Here is a 340-nt window from a genome sequence, read left to right on the forward strand (position 1 = left end):
TGACTTGCCTGAATTCGTCTTGCCAGCTGCTGACTTGCCAGAGCTTTCCTTGCTGGCGCCGCCCTTGGCAGCCTTGCCTCTCATGGCATTGCTTTCCTGCTTCTCACGCAGGGCACGCGCTTCACGCGCATCCAGCGGCTTGCCGACATCCTTGTTGTCTTCAGGACGCTGCTTGGCCGCGTACTTTCTGGGCAGTTTGGTCGTGCTGTTCGGGTTGACCTGACCATCACGACCGATCGCCGGCGTGCTGCGCATGCTGACCCGCGTGGAACCTTCGCGGCGGCCCTTGCCCGGCACGCTGGAGGACCAGTCGCTCCAGCTGGCAGAGTCCTTGCCCGCC

Annotated in this window: 1 protein-coding gene; it reads right to left on the minus strand. The window is 63.5% G+C overall.

Features of this window, described 5'->3' with window-relative positions; all coding sequences use genetic code 11:
* The coding region (locus tag R0J88_RS19180) for a hypothetical protein (protein WP_410900758.1) at window positions 1-340 on the minus strand (340 nt) is incomplete at both ends.

Origin of the sequence: Pseudoalteromonas sp. SIMBA_162 (genome assembly GCF_046535955.1) — a bacterium.
GTDB lineage: Bacteria > Pseudomonadota > Gammaproteobacteria > Enterobacterales > Alteromonadaceae > Pseudoalteromonas > Pseudoalteromonas marina.